Source organism: Polaromonas sp. (assembly GCF_030680935.1).
Classification (GTDB): Bacteria; Pseudomonadota; Gammaproteobacteria; order Burkholderiales; family Burkholderiaceae_C; genus Polaromonas.
This window is the reverse complement of the sequence record NZ_JAUXUP010000067.1, coordinates 1-17,154: the sequence shown is the minus strand read 5'-3', so window position 1 is coordinate 17,154 and position 17,154 is coordinate 1. Positions and strand designations below refer to the sequence as shown.

Genomic DNA, 17,154 nt, shown 5'->3' with positions numbered 1-17,154 from the left:
CGGGCAATTTGAGGATTTGCCCGCGAGCCTCTGCGCGCTCTTGCGCCACGCGGGCTGTGCGTACGCCCCGGGTCGCCACGCGCGCGAGTTCTTTCTCGGCTTCGGCCTGGCTGGCAAAGCTGGCCAGCGCCAGCCCGGGGGCCAGTGCCTCGTTGTTCACCGCGCGAAAAGGCACACCCAGCTGGCGCAGCTCGGTGCGTTTTTTAGCCAGTGCGTCTTCGCTGGTGTATTTGCCCATATACACAATCCAGCGCGCTGGCTCGACGCTGCTTTCCAGCTGCCAGCTACCGGCCGGCAACGCGCTTTCAAGGCTGGCGCGCAGGGTGGCAGTTTGCTGCTCGTTGAACAGGCCGGCCTGCAGGCATTCCGCAGGGGCTGACGCCGTCGCGCCGGCCAGGTTGCCATTGGTTGGCGCTGCTGCGCCGTTTTCCAGTCGGCGGGCTTCGTCGGCCGTCAGCAGGCGCATGGCTTCAGGGCGGATTTGTGCGCCCAGACGCTGTGGCTCAGTCTGTACAGCGGGGGCCAGACCCAGCGGGGCCAGCAGGCCTTGCGACCACGCAAAATATGCGCTATTGGCCAGCACCAGCAGCAACACCGCCAGCCTCAGCATGAAAGCGCGCCGCCATTGGGTGGAGCCATGGGACGGACACTGACTTCAGAGCTGGTGATTTCTTTCATGCCAGCCGCAGTATGCACCAGCAGGGCGCCGTTCTCGCCAACGCCATGGGCCACGCCCTGGGTACCGTCAGAGAGCTGCACAGCGCGCCCGGCCAGCGCGTCACGCGCCGCAAAACGCGCCTGGAATGGCGCAAAGCCAAACAGCCCGAAGGCCTGTACCGCCTGCACCAGCGGCGCGGCGACAAGTTGCAGCGCTCGCGCCACGTCCATGCCGGGCAGGATGTCCTGCAGCGCGGCCGGCGGCAGTGCTGCGGGCTGATCGGCGGCAGCAGGCACAGCGTCCAGCGCCAGTGCGCGCACATTGATACCGACGCCGATAACCGCGTAGCGCAACTCGCCCCAGCTCGCGGTTTCGACCAGAATACCGGCCAGCTTGCGTTCGCCCTGCGCGTCGATGAGCCACAGGTCGTTGGGCCATTTCAGGCGGATGCGGGGCTGTCCGTCCCCGGGTATGGCGGGCTGCAGGCTTTCGGCGATGCTGATGCCGACGGCCAGCGACAGGCCAGACCAGTCGGCCGGCTGCAGTGCCATGCCCAATGAAAACGTCAGGCTGTCGCCGGCCCTGCTTTGCCAGGCGCGTCCCATGCGGCCGCGGCCAGCGGTCTGCTGCTCGGCCACCAGCAACACCGGTTCGGCGGCGGTGGGGCCGGCTGCGCGGAAGCGTCGCATCAGCTCGGTGTTGGTTGACTCTATTGTGGGTAGCACCTCCACCGTGAAACCAGGCAGTACCGGCGACACGGCTTCCCAGATGGCTTCGGCGGGCCAGCGAATCGGAGCGAGGGGTGGGCGGCTCACGACTGCAGCGGGCTCAGGCCTTTTTGCTTTTTGCAGGCTTGGCTGGCTTGCCGTCCAAGCCTGATTTTTTGAGGATCTTCTTGAGCTCTTTCTTGAACTCTTTCTTCGGCTTTATGGACTTGTCAGCCTTGGCGACTTTCTTGTCTTTGCCGGGTTTCTCGGCTTTTTGTGATTTTGTGATTTTTTTGCCAGCCCGGTCGTCCTTGGGCGCCAGCAGGGTGCCGCGGCAGTTTTTGGCGCCACACCAGCAGGGGTACTCGGCCAGCAGCTTCTTCGTGTACGGCGCGTCGATGATCAGGCCGTAGTCGTAAAACAGCTCGTCACCGGCTGCGATGTTGCGCAGCGCCTTGATGAAAACGCGGCCTTTCTGCTCGTCGGCTTCGCAGTTGGGTTTGCAGCTGTGGTTGATCCAGCGCGAGGAGTTGCCGCCAACTTTGGCGTCGATCACATGTTTTTTGTCAATGTGAAAGTAAAACGTGTGGTTCGGGTCTTGGGGGTCGTGCGGATGCCGGCGCAGGGCTTCCTTCCAGGTGACGACTTCGCCCACGTATTCGATCAGTGTTTCGCCTTCGGCCAGGTCCTGCACTGCAAAAACGCCCTTTCCATGCACCGGGGAAACACGCGTTTGAATGCGGCGACCGTTGTCGCTGGGGGGGCTGGCAGACGGGGTGGTGGGCGCGGCTGAAGAGGGGGCTAAGACCTGAGTTTTGGACACGACGTATTTTTTTGGTATGGTTAATTCATGCATGTGCGCGCACATGCGGGTGCGCGCGTGCGTACGCGCGAAGCCGCTATTGTAGTGACGCATGCAAGGAGCAAGCCATGTTTGAACGCCGCCAGATCATTCAGTCCGCTGCCGCGCTGGCCGCTGCGGGCCTGTGTTTGCCCGCTTTGGCCAGGGGTTCCAGCAGCCCGCTGCCGGCCGTTGGCAGCACCTTGTTGTTGCCGGCGGTGACGCTGCTGGACGGAGCTGTCTGGACGCCTGCCAAAGTGGCCGGCAAGGTGCTTGTGGTGTACTGGTGGGCCAGCTGGTGCCCTTTTTGTGCGGTGCAGTCGCCCCATATGGAGGCCTTGTGGCGGGCGCAGAAGGCGCGGGGCCTGGAAGTTCTGGCGCTGTCTATAGACAAGGACACCGCTGCCGCGGTCAACTATATGAAGGCCAAGGGCTACAGTTTTCCAGCCGGAATGCTGAGCCCCGAAGTGGTCAGGGTGCTGCCCAAGCCCGACGGTCTGCCGGTGGTGGTGGTGCTCAAGGTCAACAAAAATGGCCGGGATGGAAAAGTCCTGTTTGCCGAAGCCGGGGAAATGTTCCCCGAAGATGTAGAAGGTTTGAAGAAGTACTTATGAAAACGCTGGTGATTGCAGAAAAGCCCTCGGTCGCACAAGACATTGTGCGGGCGATGACGCCGACCGCAGGCAAGTTTGAAAAGCATGATGAATATTTTGAGAGTGATGACTGGGTCATCACCTCGGCGGTCGGGCATCTGGTGGAGATCCAGGCGCCGGAAGAGTTTGACGTCAAGCGCGGCAAATGGAGTTTTGCGAATCTGCCGGTGATTCCGCCCTACTTCGACCTCAAGCCGATGGACAAGACCAAGACGCGGCTCAATGCCATCGTCAAACTGAGCAAACGCAAGGACGTGGGCGCCCTGGTCAACGCCTGTGACGCGGGCCGGGAAGGCGAGTTGATCTTCCGTTTGATCCAGCAGTACGCCAAAAGCAAACACCCGGTCAGCCGCCTCTGGCTGCAGTCCATGACCCCCGCCGCGATCCGCGACGGCTTTGCCGCACTGCGTACCGACGCACAAATGCTGCCATTGGCTGATGCGGCGCGCTGCCGGTCTGAAGCCGACTGGATGGTCGGCATCAATGGCACACGCGCCATGACAGCTTTCAACTCGCGCGACGGCGGATTCTTTTTGACCACCGTCGGCCGAGTGCAGACGCCGACGCTGTCGGTGGTGGTGGAGCGCGAAGAAAAAATCCGCAAGTTTGTCAGCCGTGACTACTGGGAAATCCATGCCAGTTTTCTGGCCGAGGCCGGCGAATACCCGGCCAAGTGGTTTGACCCCAAGTGGAAAAAAGCCACCGCCAATGCCGACAACACCGAGCCCGATGCCGAACTGAAGGCCGACCGGGTCTGGTCCGAACGTGAAGCCATGGCGATTGCAGAGGCTGTACGCGGCAAGGCCGCCACCGTCACCGAAGAAAGCAAACCCACCACGCAGGCGGCCGGGCAGCTGTTTGACCTGACCTCGTTGCAGCGCGAGGCCAATGGCAAGTTTGGCTTTTCTGCCAAGACCACGCTGTCGATTGCGCAAAGCCTTTATGAGCGGCACAAGGCACTGACCTATCCACGTACCGATTCACGTGCGCTGCCCGAAGACTATTTGCCGGTCGTCAAGCAGACCTTTGAAATGCTGGCCGAGAGCAGCATGAAACACCTGGCCCCGCATGCGCTGACGGCGCTGAAGGGCAACTACATCAAGCCCAACAAACGCATTTTTGACAATGCCAAGGTGAGTGACCACTTTGCGATCATCCCAACCCTGCAGGCGCCCAGCGGCCTCAGTGATGCCGAGCAGAAGTTATACGACCTGGTCGTGCGCCGCTTCATGGCGGTGTTTTTTCCGAGCGCTGAATACCTGGTGACGACGCGTATCTCGCAGTCCGTCGGCCACAGCTTCAAGACAGAGGGCAAGGTGCTGGTCAAGCCGGGCTGGCTGGCGATTTACGGCAAGGAAGCCGAGGACGAAAACACCGACGAAAAAGACAGCAAAACCCTGGTGCCGGTCAAACCCGGCGAGATGGTGCGCGCCGAGGTGGTGGAGGCCAAGGGCCTGAAAACCCGGCCACCGGCGCGTTATTCGGAAGCGACTTTGCTGGGCGCGATGGAGGGCGCTGGCAAAACGATTGACGACGACGAGCTGCGCGAAGCCATGCAGGAAAAAGGCCTGGGCACACCGGCCACACGGGCCGCCACTATAGAAGGCCTGATCAACGAGAAATACATGCTGCGCGAAGGCCGCGAGCTGATTCCGACGGCCAAGGCTTTCCAGCTCATGACGCTGCTGCGTGGCCTGGGCGTGGAAGAACTCTCACGTGCCGACCTGACGGGTGAGTGGGAATACAAACTCGCGCAGATGGAACACGGCAAGCTCAGTCGCGAGACCTTCATGGCCGAGATTGCCGACATGACCAAAAACCTGGTCGCCAAGGCCAAGGGTTATGACAAGGACACGATTCCCGGCGACTACGCGACACTTTCCGCACCGTGTCCGAATTGCGGCGGTGTCATCAAGGAAAACTACCGGCGTTACACCTGCGTGGGAAAAAAGGGTGACGACGGATGCGGCTTTTCGTTTGGCAAAACCCCTGCCGGCCGTACCTTCGAGGTGGCCGAGGTGGAGCAGTTTTTGCGTGACAAAAAAATCGGTCCGCTGGACGGATTTCGCTCCAAGGCGGGCTGGCCCTTCACCGCCGAGATGGTCATCAAGTTCGACGAAGAAACCAAAAACTACAAGCTGGAGTTTGATTTCGGCGACGACAAAAATGCCGAGACCGGCGAGATCGTGGATTTCAGCGGTCAGCAGTCGCTGGGCGCCTGCCCCAAATGCGGCGCCGCTGTGTTTGAACACGGCAAGAACTACGTGTGTGAAAAGTCAGTGCCGACCAACGCGCAGCCGACACCGAGCTGCGACTTCAAGACCGGCCAGGTGATCTTGCAGCAGCCGGTGGAGCGCGAACAAATGGTCAAGTTGCTCACCAGCGGCAAAACCGATTTGCTCGACAAGTTTGTCTCCATGCGCACGCGCCGGCCCTTCAAGGCCATGCTGGCCTGGGACGCCGAAGCTGGCAAGGTCAACTTTGAATTTGCGCCATCCAAATTCCCGCCGCGCAAAACCGCAGGCCCGCCGCGCACCGGCGCGGTGAAAACGCCGTTTGGCAAAACCGTGGCGGCAAAGAAGGCGGCACCCGCAGCCAAAAAGGTCGCAGCCAAAAAAGCGCCAGCTGCCAAAACCGCCAAACCCAAAGTGGCCCGCGTGGCCAAGCCGGGCAGTGGCCTCAAACCCAGCGAGGCCCTGGCCGCAGTGATAGGCAGCGAGCCGGTGGCGCGCACCCAGGTCATCAAAAAACTCTGGGACTACATCAAGGCCGAGAAGCTGCAGGACGCCACCAACAAACGCGCCATCAATGCCGATGCGAAGTTGCTGGCCGTGTTTGGCAAGCCGCAGGTGACCATGTTTGAGTTGGCGGGGATTGTTGGGAAACATTTGACGGCGGAGTAAGTCCGCCATGGATCCCGATCCGGGGCATGTTTGCTGACTACGCGCTTTGACCTGCTGGGGTGATTGGCCTGCAAGCCGGGTCTCGCCCCGGCGGGCGAGGCACTTTTCTTTGCGTCGCCAAAGAAAGTGAGTAGCCGCCGGGCTACCCCCGGCTTGTTGGCGCACCACCGCCGTTGAAGGCAAAGAAGGCCTCAACTCTTGGCCCGGTTCAGCACAAGCCAAGCCTGATGAACCTAACGCTGCTCCTGCACCGCCCACTGAATCAAGGCATCCAGCGCCGGCCGCGCCGCCCCCGCGTTCGGGTGGTTGACCATGCCGACCACGATGTAACGTGCCCCGCTGTTGCCGTTGACGTAACCGGCAACTGCGGTCACATCACGCAGCGAGCCGGTTTTCATGAAGGCCTGCCCGGTGACGGCCTTGGCGCGTTCGCGCATGGTGGCGTCCACACCGGCAATTGGCAGCGACTCCAGCAGGTCGAGCGCAACGCGGCTTTTGGCAGCGTTTTGCAGCATGGCCGCCAGGCTGGTGGCGCTGATGCGTTCGATGCGGCTCAGGCCCGAGCCGTTGTCCATCACCGGGGCGGCTTGCTGTGGCAGAATTTTTTTCCACCAGGCGGCCATTGCGGCGCGGCCGGTTTCGGGTGTGCCCTGGGCGTATTCGCCGGTCTGTGACTGGCGCCCGAGTGTCAGAAACAGATGCTGGGCCATGACGTTGTTGGAGAACTTGTTGACGTCACGCACGATCTCGCGCAGCGGCAGCGAAGGCGCGTCCAGGCGCAGCGGCGGCTTCTCGCCCGACAAGGTGCCGCGGGCGCGCAGCACCGCCAGCTCGGCCGTGGTGGCGTCTCGCACGCTGCCGGTCAGCAGGCCACCCAGCGCGCGCCAGGAGCCCTCGAGGGCCCGCGCCGCAAAACTGGCGGGTTCGGCATAGGCGGTAGGCCAGACGCGTTCACCGCAGGCCACCGAATAACTACCGGCGAACTGGATGCGCTCCGGGCTGTCCACGCTGGCGCGCAGCTCGCTGCGCCAGTCGCCGCAGCGTGAGACTCGCGCCAGCGGCACGCTTTCATCGACCGTCAGCCCGGCCATGGGCGGCTCGCTGCGCACCAGTGCGCGGCCGGTGGCGGGATCGGGCGTGAAACGCAGCACCAGGGATTTGAAGTTGATCAGCAGCGCGTCGGGGCGCGCGTTGTAGGGCCGCAGCGGCTCGCCGTCAAACTCGCCGGCGTCCAGTGCCGGCACCTGAAAGGCGCTTCGGTCCAGCACGATGTCGCCGCGTATCACCCTGACGCCGCTGGCCTGCACCTGTGCCAGCAGTGCCTGCAGGCGTTCGACCACCATTTTGGGATCACCGCCGCCACGCACCAGCAGGTTGCCGTGCAGGATGCCGTCCGACACCCTGCCGTCCATCAGCAGCTGGGTGTTCCAGGTAAAGCTGGGCCCCAGCACATCGAGTGCGGCGTAAGTTGTCACCAGCTTCATGACCGAGGCCGGGTTCATGGGCAGGCTGCCCTGGTGGTTCAGGCGCGGCGGCTGCAGGCCCGTGGCTTCTACCACCAGCAGCGAGACCGCGTCGGTCGGCACCTGGGCACGCATCAGGGCCTTGGCAATTGCTGCGGGCAATGTCTGTTTTGCGGCTTTGGGGGCCTTGGCGGGCGGTGCGGTTTTTTGGGCCAGTGCCCAGGTGGGGGGCAGGGTCAGCAGCAGCGCGGCACCAAGGCGGCACACAAGGGAGAGAAAGGGCATGGCGCATTATCCGTGTTGCCCCCCGCCCAGCGCGACAGGCGTCTTGCCCGGATAATCCACGCATGCGTTTTTCTCCAAGGACAGTCGGCATCGCGGCGGCCATCGTGACCGTGACCATCTGGACTTCTTTTATCGTGATTGCACGCGCCACGGCGCACCGGGGGTTGACCCCGCTGGACATCTGCCTGCTGCGTTTTGCTGGTGCGGCGCTGGTCTTGTTGCCCTGGGGCGCGTGGCTGGTGTGGCAACGCCAAAAGGCCAGCGCTGGCGCTGCAGCGCCCGCCAGCTGGCTGGGCCTGTCGCCGCTGGGCTTCAGGCTGACTGCGCTGATCGGTATGGTGGGTGGTGTGGGTTACGCCAGCCTGGCCTACAGCGGGTTTTATTTTGCGCCGGCGGCGCATGCGTCGGTGTTGTTGCCCGGCACGCTGCCACTGAGCACCACGTTGATGGCGGTATTGATCCTGGGGGACCGCGTCAGCCGTGTGCGCGCCATCGGTTTGGGGCTGATTTTTCTGGGCGACGTGATGGTGGGCGGTGCCAGCCTGCTGCGCGCCTGGCTGGAGCCCGGCAGTGAGGTCTGGAAGGGCGACCTGTTGTTTCTGGCCGCCTCCAGTTGCTGGGCCGTGTATTCGGTGCTGGTGCGCAAACACGCGCTGCAGGCGGTACAGGCCACCATTGCCATCAGTGTGTTTGCCTTTGTGACTTATGTGCCGGTGTATGCCTTGCTGACGCTGTCCGGGGCCTTGGCCAGTCGCCTGGCCAGCGCGCCATGGGGCGAGATAGTTTTCCAGATGGTGTTCCAGGGGGTGGGCTCGGTGGTGATCTCCGGCATCACCTTTACCAAGATGGTCCAGCACTTCGGCCCGGTACGCTCGACCATGATCACTGCCGTGGTGCCCGGGCTGTCGGCCCTGGGCGCGGTGATGTTTCTGGGTGAGCCGCTGTACTGGAACCTGCTCGCCGGTCTGGCGCTGGTCACCGCAGGTATTGTGTTTGGTGTCCGTGCGCAGGCCAAACCTGTCGCAAACGCTCCTGATTTAATAGCTGGTCACGCAAACCCCGCAAGGGCCAAGACCTGATTTGACATCTCAACCATGAAACTGCTTGCTTTTGACACCAGCACCGACAGCATGTCCATTGCGGTCAGCGTTGGCGCGCGCGTCTGGCAACACACCGGCCCCGGCGGCGCGCAGGCCTCCGGCACGCTGATTCCGGCCATTCTGGCGCTGCTGGACCAGGCCGGGCTGGCGCTGGCGGGGCTGGATGCGCTGGTGTTTGGCCGAGGCCCGGGATCCTTCACCGGCTTGCGTACGGCCTGCTCGGTGGCGCAGGGGCTGGCATTTGGTGCGCGCCTGCCGGTGTTGCCGCTGGACACCTTGCTGGCGCTGGCCGAAGAAGCGCGTTTTCAGCAGCAGGGCGCGGCACCTGCGGATTTGCAGGTGATGGCCCTGCTGGATGCCCGCATGGACGAGATGTATGTGCAGCATTTTGGCTTTGCCGGCGGGCTCTGGACGGCGGCAGCGCCCTGCTCACTGATTCGCCCTGAGGCCTTGCAGCTGGACGCAGATACCGGGCTGCTGGCTGGCAATGTATTCAGCGTGTATGCGGACCGGCTGCCGGTCTTTGCCGATCAGCTGCCGCGTGTTACCGCGCTGCCCACTGCAACGGCCTTGCTGCGGCTGGCGCCTGCGCTGCTGGCTGCAGGCCATGGCGTGCCCGCCGATCAGGCCTTGCCGCTGTATGTGCGCGACAAGGTGGCGCTGACCACCGACGAGCGGGCCCGGGTCAAGGCCGACAAGGCCCAGGCCTGCGGCTGATAATCAGGCATGAGCGCTGTTCTTGAACCCCTGGAGGTCCAGTTCGAAACCATGACCGAGTCATGGCTGGCGGCGGTCTGCCGGGTCGAACAAAGCGCCTACCCCCACCCCTGGACGCAGGGTAACTTCAGCGACTCGCTCAGGGCCGGTTACCAGGCGCAGCTGCTGATTGGCGGCGCAGGCCCCGACGCACAGCTGCTGGGCTATTTTGTGGCGATGCAGGGTGTGGACGAAGTGCACCTGCTCAACATCACGGTCGCGCCCGCCTGGCAGCGCCAGGGCTGGGCCCGCCTGATGCTCGATGGACTGGTTCTGTGGTCGCGCGGCCAGGGCGCGCAGTGGGTCTGGCTGGAAGTGCGGGTCAGCAACACCCGCGCGCGCGCCGTCTACGAGCGTTATGGCTTTCGCCATGTGGGCAATCGGCGGCAGTATTACCCGGCGGACGCGGCGGGCCGCGAAGACGCGGTGGTGATGAGCCTGGCCTTGTCCGCTGCATGAGGAGCGCGCCGTGAGCCTGGACCTGGACAAACGCCAACGCGCCATGCTGCGCGAGATGGGTGTACGCGTCTGGCAACCCGTGCCAACACCCGCTGCACTTGTACAAGCCGAGGCAGAGGTTGCGCACGCTATCAATAACATAGCTGTTGGCGCGCGTCCAGAAAGGGCTGCAGCCCGATTTGATGCTGAAAAACCAGCGGCAACCGCGCTGCGTGTGCCAGCAGCCGTGCCGCTCGACGCTGCCCCGTTGGCGCGCCCGCAAGGCGTAGACCGCATGGATTGGCCGGCCTTGCAGGCAGCCGTCGCCACTTGCCGCGCTTGCGCCCTGTGTGACAGCCGGAGCCAAACCGTGTTTGGGGTCGGGCCGGTGGCGGCTGGGGCTGCCGCGCCGCAAGTGGACTGGCTGATCGTCGGCGAAGCCCCCGGTGAAAACGAGGACCTGGCTGGCGAGCCTTTTGTCGGCCAGGCGGGCAAGCTGCTGGACAACATGCTGCTGGCCATGGGGCTGCAACGCAACCAGGGCGAGGCGCCGCCACAGGCCGGCCTGTCCAGAAGTATCTTCATCACCAATGTGCTCAAGTGCCGGCCACCGGCGAATCGCAACCCTGACCCGGCCGAGGTGGCGCAGTGCGAGCCTTACCTCCAGCGCCAGGTGGAGCTGCTGCAACCCAAAATGATTCTGGCACTCGGCAAGTTTGCAGCCCAGTCGCTGCTGCAAGGCAGCGTGCCCGATGTGCAGAAAATCCCGCTTGGCAAGCTGCGTGGCCAGGTGTTCAGCTACCTGGGTGTGCCGGTGGTGGTCAGCTACCACCCGGCCTATCTGTTGCGCAGCCTGGGCGACAAGGCCAAGGCCTGGGACGACCTCTGTCTTGCACTGGACACGCTCAAACGCCCGGCTTGACCGCCCGCCCCGGCGCCAGCACCGACGCTATCGCCACCACCATCAGCAGCACAGCGGCCCAGTCCTGCCAGTGCAGCACTTCGCCCAAGCCGATCGCGCCGGAGAACACGCCAAGGATAGGGATCATCATCACACTCAAAGTTGAGGCCACAGGCGGCAGGCTGCGCGCCAGAAAAAACCAGGCCGCATGGGCAAAGCCGAAGATGATCACTGCGTTGTAAAGAATCGAGGCCCAGCTCACGGCCGGAGGTGCCTTCCATTGCGGCATTTCGAAGACCGCGCTCAGGCCGGTCATCACCACCGCCGTCATCACCGTCATCCAGAAGGAAATCGTCAGGGTAGCCACCGGCATCGTGGTGTTGCGCAGCTTCTGCGTGCCGACGGCCCAGGTGGTCGCCGCGGCGAGAGCACACAACACCCCGATGGGCCGGCCCGAGAGATTCGTCAGCTCGTGCCACAGCAGCAGCGCCACGCCCAGCGCGGCTGCGGCCACGCCCAGCCAGCTGCGGCGCTGCAACTGGTTGCCGAAGAACCAGGCACCGAACAGGGCCGAAAAAATTGGCATGGTGTAGCCCAGGATGGCGGCGCGCCCGCTGCTGAGGTTTTTCACCGCCAGAATGATCAGCCCGTGCCAGACAAACATGTTGGCAAATGCCAGCCAGAACAACTCGCGGTATTTGTCGCGTGGCACAAAAAAAGGCACCTTCATCAGCAGCATGGCCGCGCCCAGCACCGGAATGCCCAGCCAGATCGACAGGGCACGAAAGCTCAGTGGCGGAAAGTCGGCGACACCAACTTTCATGATGGGCCAGTTGATGCCCCACGCCAGGGTCAGCAAAATCAGCAGGATCAATTGTTTTCGGCTCAGGTGCATGTATCCCGGTCTCCGTTGCAGGCAATGCGCTTATTGTCCCGCTTTGCCGGTGAGGTACGCTTCAGGCACCTTCTTACAATAAGACATGACTTTTCTTGAGATGCTGGGCGCGGCTGAGCGCCAGAACCAATCCATGCTGTGTGTCGGCCTGGACCCGGACCCCGCCAGATTTCCCGGCAAACTCAAGGGCGACGCCAGCAGGATCTACGACTTCTGCGCCGCGATGGTTGATGCCACGGCAGACCTCTCGATCGCCTTCAAGCCGCAGATTGCCTACTTTGCCGCGCACCGCGCCGAAGACCAGCTCGAACGCCTGATGCAACACATGCGCCGCACGGCGCCGCAGGTGCCTGTCATTCTGGACGCCAAACGCGGCGACATCGGCAGCACCGCCGAGCAGTATGCGATAGAGGCTTTCGAGCGTTATGGTGCGGACGCGGTGACGCTGTCGCCCTTCATGGGCTTTGATTCGGTCGCGCCTTATCTGAAGCACGCGGGCAAGGGCGCGTTTTTGCTGTGCCGCACCTCCAACCCCGGCGGCGACGACTTGCAGAACCAGCGCCTGGCCTCGGTCGACGGCCAGCCCCTGCTGTATGAACACGTTGCCCGTCTGGCGCAGGGCCCGTGGAACCTCAATGGCCAACTCGGGCTGGTGGTGGGCGCCACTTACCCGGCAGAGATCGAACGTGTGCGCGCCGTGGCACCCACCTTGCCGCTGCTGATCCCCGGCGTAGGCGCGCAGGGCGGCGATGCGGCTGCCACTGTCAAAGCCGGCTGGCGGCCAGGTGCGCCCATCATCGTCAACTCATCGCGCGCCATCATTTACGCCTCGTCCGGTGACGACTTTGCCGAAGCGGCGCGGCGCGAGGCCATCAAGACGCGGGACGTGTTGCAGGCGGCGCGCGGGGCTTGAAAGCCAGACCAGATTGCGCGAGACTTCCCCTACTCGCCGAGGAAAAATCTCATGCAAACGGCCTGGCTGCCTTTCACGACTCGTCTGACTTCCCGTCTGCTTTGGCTGGGCCTGTGTGCGACCCTGCATGGCTGCGCCGCACTGTCCGGCCTATCAACCGACGAGCAGTTGTTGCAGGCCGACCGCGACCGGGCATTGGCGCAGGGGGAATTTCGCAAAAGCGAGATCAACCATCAAAACCAGACCCCGACACCCTGATTTGCGCCTGTCTAGTTCGCGACGGTAAAGCGCTTTTGCACATGCCGCGGCGCTTCGATTTCATCCACGATAGCCACGGCCAGGTCCGGCGCTGAGATGCCGGCTGGTTGGCCGCCCTGACCGGCCAGCAGCTCATCTGCGCCGACCCGGTATTTGCCGCTGCGCTCGCCAGGCGCCAGGCCAATCGGCGGTGAAACAAAACTCCAGTCCAGGGTGGTCTCGAGTTTGAGCTGGTTCAGGGCCTCGCGCGCCGCCAGCGCGCCCTGCTTGTACTGGGCCGGAAACTCGGCGGTATCTACCAGCTGCAGGCCAGGCGCCACAAACAGGCTGCCAGCGCCACCGACCACCAGCAGACGTTTCACGCCGGATGCCTTGACGCCTTCCACAATCGCCTGGCTGGCTTGCAGGTGTAGGTCGTGGATGTTGGGTTCGGTCCAGCCGGGGTTGTAGGCGCTTATCACCGCGTCGTGGCCAGTCACAGCTTTGGCGACCTGTTGGGCATCCAGCGCATCGGCCTGCACCACGGTCAGGCCGGTTTGTGCGGGCAGCTTGGACGGCGTGCGGGCCAATACGGTGACCTGATGGCCGCGGGCCAGCAATTCGGAAAGGATGGGGGTACCGACAAAACCGGTGGCGCCTATGAGTGCAATCTTCATGAAAAACTCCTGTGGGTGAAAGAAGGTTCTAGTCTCGTGGCTTCACAAAGCCTTGAATAGATGGCCTAATTCGCTATCACCATGAAGCTTCACTAATAAATACCGGAAAAACTGTGGATCAACTCAAGCGCATGGCGATTTTTGCCGAGGTGGTGGCGAGCGGGTCCATGACGGCTGCGGCGCGCCAGCTGGGCATGACACCCTCAGCGGTCAGCCAGCACCTTCGGCAGCTGGAGCGGTCGCTGGGCCTGGCCTTGCTGCATCGATCCACCCGTCGCCTGGCCCTGACCGAAGCCGGCGAGCGTTATCACGCCGGGTGTGCCGCCATGGTGGCTGCGGCCCGTTCTGCCGACCAGGCGCTGGTGCGGCTGCGGGAAGAGCCGGAAGGTGAGCTGCGGCTGGCTGCGCCAGCCGGATTTGGGGGCTTGCTGGCCAAGGCGCTGGCACCCTTGCGCAGCCACCCCCGGCTGAGCTTGCGCCTGCTGCTGGACGATACGGTGATTGACCTGATCGAGTCTCGCGTGGACCTGGCCCTGCGGGTGGGTCCCCTGGCCGACTCCAGTCTGGTTGCGCGCAAGCTGGGCAGCATGGGCCGGCAGTTGTGTGCGTCGCCCGCTTACCTGGCACAACGTGGCTGGCCCGCCCTCCCACGGGATTTGCTGCAGCACGACTGGCTGGGCGGCAAGTCAGGCCAGAGTGGTTCCGACATGCTCGAATTGCAGGGCCCGGGTGGCGAGCGCGAGGTCCTGCGGCTGCAAGCGCGTGTTCAGGCGCAGGTGACGGCGCAGCATGCGCTCTGTCTTGCGGGATGGGGCATTGGCCTGGGCGTCAGTGAAGATGATCGTCAGGCGCTGGCCGACGGGCGCCTGTTGCCCGTACTACCCGGCTGGCGCTTGTCCGATTTGGCCGTGTATGCGGTCACGCCGAGGCGCGGTGATCAGCCCGCCAAGGTGCGTCATGCGCTGGACCTGCTGGCCGGCTATTTTGGCGAGAGGGGCCACAGCGCCGAGGCCACGCTTGCAGCCGCGGGCGTGTGAAGGCTTAATCCGGTTGCATGGCCCGCGTTGCCTGCAGGTGGGCGCGGACGTTTTGCGCCAGCGCCATGTCGCCCGGGGTTTCGGGCAGCCAGGCCTCGACTGGAATGGTTTTGCCATCGGCATCGACTGCCACAAAAACCACCACACATTCGGCGATGACTTGCATCTGGCCGGTTTTCATGTCGCCGGCGCGTACCTCGACCGAGATGTTCATGCTGGTGGCGCCGGTGTAGGCCAGTCTGGCTTCCACTTCAACCAGGTCGCCAATCATGATGGGCCTTTGAAAGCGGATCGTACCCACCGAGACGGTGACGCAGTAGCGTTTGGCCCAGCGGGTGGCGCAGGCGTAACCGGCCTCGTCAATCCACTTCATGACGGTGCCGCCATGGACCTTGCCGCCAAAGTTGACGGTGTTGGGCTCGGCCAGAAAGCGCAGGGTGATGGAAGACATGGCAACTCCAGCCCGATCAGGGCGTCAAGGGGTGGGTACGGTGGCCGGCGGCAGCGCGTCCAGGCGCCTGTGCATCAGCGCAAACCACAGCGGGGGCAACATCGCCAGCAGCAGGCAGCCGGCATAACCGGTGGGTAGCTGCGGGCCAGGCAGCGCCGCCAGGCTGGGGTAGGGCTTCCAGGCATGCATGTGGTGGTCGGAGTGGCGCTGCAAATTGGCCAGCATCGAGTTGGTCAGCACATGGTCGGCGTTCCACGCATGCATGAGACCAAAAGCCTCGCGCCGTCCATCCTGCTGGCTGCGCTGCAAACCGTAGTGCTCGATGTAGTTGACGACTTCCAGCAGCAGAAAAGCCACCGCCGATTGAACCGCAAAAAACGCTATGATTTTAATAGCTGTCAGCGCAGGAAAATAAAGGGCTGCAAGCACAAAAGGCATCAAGGATGCCGCTGCGCTCCAGGTCAGCGGGCTACGTATCCAGCTGGTTTTGAACTGCGCAACACGTTGCGCCTCCAGTTGCCAGCCGCTGGCCAGGCTGCCCCACAGCGTGCGCGGCAAAAAGCGGTAAAGGCTCTCGCCACGCTGCGCCGAAGCCGGGTCTGCGGGCGAGGCTGCGCGCGGATGATGGCCGCGGTAATGCTCGACCATGAAATGGCCATAACAGACGCTGCTCATGAGCACCCAGGCGCACAGGCGGTCGAACTTCGACTTGCTGTGGCCAAGCTCGTGCGCAAACGTGATGCCCTGTGAGCCGGTGATGAAACCCACGCTGAAGCCAACCCCAAGCACCGTGAGCCAGTTTGCCTGGAGCGCGGCATGTGCCCCCGCCACGATCAACACAAGTTGCAGCAGCACATAGCCGCGCAGCACCCAGCGGAAGTAGGGCAGGCCTGAAGCCGTGTCCACCGGCCCGGGCGACCGCGCGCCGCCTGGCACCCAGGCATCGGCCAGGGCAATGCTGATCCAGATGGCCAGGGTCCATAACGCCGCCTGCGCCGGGGTGTGCATGATGCCGTACAGCGTCAGCAGGGGCAGCAGCCATGCCAGCAGAAAGCGAAGGTCGGAGAAACGCATGACGGCTACTTTCTCACGCCGCACCGTGACTGGCAAGTGTTTCAGCTGCGCGCAAGGAGCGGCAAGGCCAGTTGCGTACGGACGTCAGGCCAACGGTGGGCGGGAAGACATGTCGGGCGCAAAAATATTCTTGCGGAAATCGGGTAGCGCCTCCAGCAGCATGCGGTCCAGCAGCTCGATGGCGGCCTCTGGCGTGGCCGCGTCCTGCGACCCCACAATCTCCGCAATTTTTGACTTCAGCACCAGACCAATCGGCAGGCCGCCAAGTCTGTCAACGCGCTTTGGGGTGGCATGGTGGCTCAGGCCTGAAGCAGCCGCTTCAGGTAACGCCCGGTGTGACTGGCCGGGTTGGCTGCAATGTCCTCGGGCGTGCCCACGCCGACCACGCTGCCGCCGCCAGCGCCGCCCTCCGGCCCCATGTCGATCAGCCAGTCGGCCGTCTTGATGACGTCGAGGTTGTGTTCGATCACCACGATGGTGTTGCCGGCATCGCGCAACTGGTGCAGGACTTTCAGCAACAAGTCGATGTCGGCAAAGTGCAGGCCGGTGGTCGGCTCGTCCAGGATGTAGAGGGTGCGCCCCGTGTCGCGTTTGGACAATTCGAGCGCCAGCTTGACACGCTGCGCCTCGCCGCCCGACAGTGTGGTGGCGGCCTGACCGAGCTTGATGTAAGACAGGCCCACGTCGAGCAAGGTGTGCAGCTTGCGCGCAATCACTGGCACCGCCTTGAAGAACTCGGCGGCGTCTTCTACCGTCAGGTCCAGCACCTGGGCAATGTTCTTGCCCTTGTATTGGACTTCGAGGGTTTCGCGGTTGTAGCGCATGCCCTTGCAGACGTCGCAGGGCACGTACACGTCGGGCAAAAAGTGCATCTCGACCTTGACCACGCCGTCGCCCTGGCAGGCCTCACAGCGGCCACCGGCCACGTTGAAGCTGAAGCGCCCCGGCCCGTAACCGCGTTCGCGTGCGGTGTTCATCTCGGCCATCAGCTCGCGGATCGGCGTGAACAGGCCGGTGTAGGTGGCCGGGTTGCTGCGCGGCGTGCGGCCAATCGGCGACTGGTCCACATTGATGACCTTGTCGAAATGTTCGATGCCCTCGATGCTTTCATGCGCCGCCGGCTCCTCGTGCGCGCGGTACAGCGTGCGCGCCACTGCGGCGTACA

Annotated in this window: 18 protein-coding genes and 1 pseudogene; 9 read left to right on the top strand and 10 right to left on the bottom strand. The window is 63.6% G+C overall.

The annotated features are described in order from the left end of the window. The 3 genes from Q8L50_RS16495 to Q8L50_RS16485 all read right to left on the bottom strand — a co-directional run. Window positions 1-610, bottom strand: a 610-nt coding sequence (locus Q8L50_RS16495; protein WP_305349725.1) for an SPOR domain-containing protein, incomplete at its 3' end; no start/stop codon positions are given. Further along, window positions 604-1,473 carry a biotin--[acetyl-CoA-carboxylase] ligase gene (locus Q8L50_RS16490; RefSeq protein WP_305349724.1) on the bottom strand — a complete coding sequence of 290 codons (870 nt, stop codon included), beginning with the start codon at window positions 1,471-1,473 and terminating at the stop codon, window positions 604-606. The genes Q8L50_RS16490 and Q8L50_RS16495, both read right to left, overlap by 7 nt. A gap of 13 nt (window positions 1,474-1,486) precedes the next feature. Then, the gene (locus tag Q8L50_RS16485; RefSeq protein ID WP_305349723.1) at window positions 1,487-2,188 is read right to left on the bottom strand and encodes an SET domain-containing protein; all 702 of its coding nucleotides are present in this window, start codon (window positions 2,186-2,188) and stop codon (window positions 1,487-1,489) included. A 107-nt stretch (window positions 2,189-2,295) separates the two neighbouring features. Between Q8L50_RS16485 and Q8L50_RS16480 the strand changes: the two genes are divergently transcribed. Then, window positions 2,296-2,820 (top strand): TlpA disulfide reductase family protein, encoded by a 525-nt coding sequence (locus tag Q8L50_RS16480; protein ID WP_305349722.1) that lies wholly within the window; start codon window positions 2,296-2,298, stop codon window positions 2,818-2,820. Beyond that, window positions 2,817-5,762 (top strand): DNA topoisomerase III, encoded by a 2,946-nt coding sequence (locus tag Q8L50_RS16475; protein ID WP_305349721.1) that lies wholly within the window; start codon window positions 2,817-2,819, stop codon window positions 5,760-5,762. The genes Q8L50_RS16480 and Q8L50_RS16475 overlap by 4 nt, the downstream gene beginning before the upstream one ends. A gap of 233 nt (window positions 5,763-5,995) precedes the next feature. Here Q8L50_RS16475 and dacB read toward each other — a convergent pair whose 3' ends face one another. Continuing rightward, on the bottom strand, window positions 5,996-7,510 hold the full coding sequence (dacB, locus tag Q8L50_RS16470; RefSeq protein WP_305349720.1) for a D-alanyl-D-alanine carboxypeptidase/D-alanyl-D-alanine-endopeptidase: 1,515 nt from the start codon (window positions 7,508-7,510) through the stop codon (window positions 5,996-5,998). Window positions 7,511-7,572: 62 nt separating this feature from the next. On the opposite strand from dacB, the gene Q8L50_RS16465 reads away from it, so the two are divergent. The 4 genes from Q8L50_RS16465 to Q8L50_RS16450 are packed head-to-tail and all read left to right on the top strand — an operon-like array spanning window position 7,573 to window position 10,726. Beyond that, entirely contained in the window at window positions 7,573-8,589 is a 1,017-nt protein-coding gene (locus tag Q8L50_RS16465; RefSeq protein ID WP_305349719.1) for a DMT family transporter, read from the top strand. 15 nt (window positions 8,590-8,604) lie between these two features. After that, window positions 8,605-9,327 carry a tRNA (adenosine(37)-N6)-threonylcarbamoyltransferase complex dimerization subunit type 1 TsaB gene (gene tsaB, locus Q8L50_RS16460; protein WP_305349718.1) on the top strand — a complete coding sequence of 241 codons (723 nt, stop codon included), beginning with the start codon at window positions 8,605-8,607 and terminating at the stop codon, window positions 9,325-9,327. A gap of 9 nt (window positions 9,328-9,336) precedes the next feature. After that, on the top strand, window positions 9,337-9,825 hold the full coding sequence (gene rimI, locus Q8L50_RS16455) for a ribosomal protein S18-alanine N-acetyltransferase (protein ID WP_305349717.1): 489 nt from the start codon (window positions 9,337-9,339) through the stop codon (window positions 9,823-9,825). Between the two features lie 10 nt (window positions 9,826-9,835). Further along, window positions 9,836-10,726 (top strand): uracil-DNA glycosylase family protein, encoded by an 891-nt coding sequence (locus Q8L50_RS16450; RefSeq protein WP_370869822.1) that lies wholly within the window; start codon window positions 9,836-9,838, stop codon window positions 10,724-10,726. Here Q8L50_RS16450 and Q8L50_RS16445 read toward each other — a convergent pair. Beyond that, a complete protein-coding gene (locus Q8L50_RS16445; RefSeq protein ID WP_305349716.1) occupies window positions 10,710-11,600 on the bottom strand; it encodes a DMT family transporter in 891 nt (296 codons plus the stop codon). The two genes, Q8L50_RS16450 and Q8L50_RS16445, sit on opposite strands and share 17 nt — an antisense overlap. 85 nt (window positions 11,601-11,685) lie before the next feature. Here Q8L50_RS16445 and pyrF point away from each other — a divergent pair, with 85 nt between their 5' ends. Both pyrF and Q8L50_RS16435 read left to right on the top strand, forming a co-directional pair. Beyond that, the gene (pyrF, locus tag Q8L50_RS16440; protein WP_305349715.1) at window positions 11,686-12,513 is read left to right on the top strand and encodes an orotidine-5'-phosphate decarboxylase; all 828 of its coding nucleotides are present in this window, start codon (window positions 11,686-11,688) and stop codon (window positions 12,511-12,513) included. A gap of 51 nt (window positions 12,514-12,564) precedes the next feature. Next, window positions 12,565-12,771, top strand: a complete 207-nt coding sequence (locus Q8L50_RS16435) for a hypothetical protein (protein ID WP_305349714.1) — start codon at window positions 12,565-12,567, stop codon at window positions 12,769-12,771. Window positions 12,772-12,782: 11 nt separating this feature from the next. On the opposite strand, the gene Q8L50_RS16430 is transcribed toward Q8L50_RS16435, so the two are convergent. Next, entirely contained in the window at window positions 12,783-13,427 is a 645-nt protein-coding gene (locus tag Q8L50_RS16430) for an NAD(P)-dependent oxidoreductase (protein ID WP_305349713.1), read from the bottom strand. 113 nt (window positions 13,428-13,540) lie between these two features. Here Q8L50_RS16430 and Q8L50_RS16425 point away from each other — a divergent pair, with 113 nt between their 5' ends. After that, complete coding sequence (locus Q8L50_RS16425) at window positions 13,541-14,464, top strand: LysR family transcriptional regulator (RefSeq protein ID WP_305349712.1); 924 nt, start codon at window positions 13,541-13,543, stop codon at window positions 14,462-14,464. Between the two features lie 4 nt (window positions 14,465-14,468). Here Q8L50_RS16425 and Q8L50_RS16420 read toward each other — a convergent pair whose 3' ends face one another. From Q8L50_RS16420 to Q8L50_RS16405, 4 genes and pseudogenes are all read right to left on the bottom strand, one after another. Further along, a complete protein-coding gene (locus Q8L50_RS16420; RefSeq protein ID WP_305349711.1) occupies window positions 14,469-14,915 on the bottom strand; it encodes an acyl-CoA thioesterase in 447 nt (148 codons plus the stop codon). A gap of 24 nt (window positions 14,916-14,939) precedes the next feature. Continuing rightward, window positions 14,940-15,989, bottom strand: a complete 1,050-nt coding sequence (locus Q8L50_RS16415; protein WP_305349710.1) for an alkane 1-monooxygenase — start codon at window positions 15,987-15,989, stop codon at window positions 14,940-14,942. An 84-nt stretch (window positions 15,990-16,073) separates the two neighbouring features. Next, window positions 16,074-16,232: a hypothetical protein gene (locus Q8L50_RS16410; RefSeq protein WP_305349709.1), complete on the bottom strand. Its 159-nt coding sequence runs from the start codon at window positions 16,230-16,232 to the stop codon at window positions 16,074-16,076. Between the two features lie 56 nt (window positions 16,233-16,288). Then, window positions 16,289-17,154: pseudogene (locus Q8L50_RS16405) on the bottom strand (excinuclease ABC subunit UvrA); the annotation flags it as partial.